Origin of the sequence: Streptomyces sp. (assembly GCF_035563135.1) — a bacterium.
In the GTDB taxonomy this organism is placed as follows: domain Bacteria; phylum Actinomycetota; class Actinomycetes; order Streptomycetales; family Streptomycetaceae; genus Streptomyces.
Genome location: NZ_DATMVN010000475.1, coordinates 1 through 2,043 on the forward strand (window position 1 = coordinate 1; position 2,043 = coordinate 2,043).

General features: G+C 70.5%; 3 protein-coding genes and 1 pseudogene. 3 read left to right on the forward strand and 1 reads right to left on the reverse strand.

Annotated features, from left to right (window positions below; all coding sequences use genetic code 11):
• The 3 genes from VN520_RS20970 to VN520_RS20980 form a co-directional block, all read left to right on the forward strand.
• Window positions 1-558 (forward strand): GntR family transcriptional regulator (locus VN520_RS20970; RefSeq protein ID WP_325748473.1); only part of this gene is annotated, 558 nt, incomplete at its 5' end.
• 31 nt (window positions 559-589) lie between these two features.
• On the forward strand, window positions 590-835 hold the full coding sequence (locus VN520_RS20975; RefSeq protein WP_325748474.1) for a helix-turn-helix domain-containing protein: 246 nt from the start codon (window positions 590-592) through the stop codon (window positions 833-835).
• Between the two features lie 96 nt (window positions 836-931).
• Window positions 932-1,696, forward strand: coding sequence for a hypothetical protein (locus tag VN520_RS20980; RefSeq protein ID WP_325748475.1), 765 nt, complete (start codon window positions 932-934; stop codon window positions 1,694-1,696).
• A gap of 159 nt (window positions 1,697-1,855) precedes the next feature.
• Here the strand turns inward: VN520_RS20980 and VN520_RS20985 are convergent.
• Window positions 1,856-2,043, reverse strand: a pseudogene (locus tag VN520_RS20985) (gluconate permease); the annotation flags it as partial.

Below are 2,043 nucleotides of genomic sequence, written 5' to 3' on the forward strand. Positions count from 1 at the left end.
CTGGGGGTCAGCCGGATCCCGGTCCGCGAGGCGCTCATGATCCTCGAGGGGGAAGGCCTGGTGACGCACCGGCCGCACGTGGGCTTCACCGTCCCCAGCCTCACCGCCGAGGAGCTCGAGGAGATCTACTTCGTCCGCGCGCTGCTCGAGGACGAGGCCCTGCGTCGGGCACTGGAGAACACCACGGACGCCGACCGTGCTGCAGCTCGAGAAGCGTGCCGGGCAGCCGAGGACGCCCTCCACCACGGACAGCTCAACGCCTTCAGCGACAACGGCCGTCGTTTCCACGAGGCTCTCCTCGTCCCCTGCCGCATGCCGCGACTGCTCCGCCTGCTCGCCGGCCTGTGGGAGGCGACCGAGAGCTACCGAGCGGCGAACAGGCTGGACAGGAGCGGGCAGGAGATCCTGCAGGCCGAGCACCAGATCATGCTCGACGCCTTCGTCGCCGGTGACGAGCAGCGACTGATCGAAGCGGCGGAGCAGCACCGACAGCACCTGCTCGCCGGCGCCCAGCTCGGCACGTGTCCCCCGACGGACACGCCCACCGGCAAGCCCTGACAGCTGCGGCGGCTCGGCCCGACCCCGTCACATGTCCGGTGTAGCTGCGACCGACGGGGTCCAGAGCGTCCGGGTGTCCCCTCCGCCACAGGCCCGACTCCAGGCTGTCGTGCTCGCGCAGCACGCCGTCGGTCGGTCGCTGCGCGAGATCGCTGAGCCCACCGACCGGCCGTTCTCAGCCGTTCACGACATCCTGGACGACCACGGCATGGTGCGCCCAGGCGTCGGGGCAGCCGTGGTCGCGGTCGGCCACGACCGTCGTGCGGGAGCCTCGTAGCAGTCGGGGATCCGGTCCACGGGTCGGACGCTGTCGTCCCCCATCCGGAGCGGCCCGCTGAGATCCTCAGGAGTCGCCAACGGACAGGAGACCGACATGAGCAGCGGTTTCACCTTCCCCAAGCCGGAGTTCGACATCGAGTCGACCGTCGAGCGTGCGATGGCGCTGATCAACCGGACTCTCCAACCCTCCCTCGAGGAGGCGCAGCAGGTCGTCGACAAGGTCCGTGCGGGTAAGCCCCTGGTCGAACCAGGAGAGCTGGTCGGCCAGGTGACGCGCGGCAACCGGATCCGGGCAGCGCGAGCAGTCTCCTACTCCCTGCCGTCGATCCTCCCGGGTTACGGGACGGCGATCTCGGCCGCCGCCCTCCCGGTCGCGTTGAGGGAGGTCCTCAAGGAGGCGGTGAGTGCGGCGATCAAAGTGGGACTGCTCTACGACAGGGACCTCACCGACCCCGAGCTGACCCGCACCGCCGTCCTCCTGGTCCTCACCGACGGCGCGGTCGAGCTCGACAGGACCGGGCGGATCCGCCCCGACGCGATCCTGGGACCCCACGCCTGGCTGCTGGAGCAGGCGGCTGCGTACGACGCTCTGGCGGCCCTGACGGCGAAGGAGCGGCAGGAGATCGCCGCCTCGCAGTCGGAGATGCTCCGGGCATGGGCGCTGGCGGTCGGACCGCCGCTCCTGGCCGGGCTGTTGCCCTTCGGCTTGGGTCCCATGGCCGCCGCGAACTACGTGCAACACGTCCTGAGGAACACGGTCACGGCTGCCGCGAGGGTCTTCGGGCCGGCCACGCACGCGCCGGTGACCGTCGAAGAGCTCCCCCCACGTGAGGTCCAGCAGGACCATCCCCGATCCTGAGGCAGCACGCCAGCCGGTGCCGGCCGCGCCGGTCCCGGCCACGACCCTGCGTTCGGGACCGGCGGACGTACTGGGTGCACTGCTTCCTGCCGCTGGTCAGCGACCTGGCCGATCGTCGCCGCCCACGCCCGGCTGCGGCCGGCCCGCCGGCCGGCCGGCCTACGCGATGAGCGCCACCGCCATGACCATCGGCAGCGAGATGACCGAGGCGATGGAGGTGACCATTGTCAGGGTCTTGAAGGTGCCCTGGGTCGACAGTCCCAGCAGCGACTTGTACATCCAGAAGAAGTTGCTGTTGACCTGGAGCGCGAACATCGCGCCCGAGGCGATGGCGAGGCCGATGACGA

Bases quoted from the DNA above. Each gene is read 5' to 3' on its own strand.
- VN520_RS20975 (WP_325748474.1), top strand. From the start codon at position 590: ATGTCCGGTGTAGCTGCGACCGACGGGGTCCAGAGCGTCCGGGTGTCC.
- VN520_RS20980 (WP_325748475.1), top strand. From the start codon at position 932: ATGAGCAGCGGTTTCACCTTCCCCAAGCCGGAGTTCGACATCGAGTCG.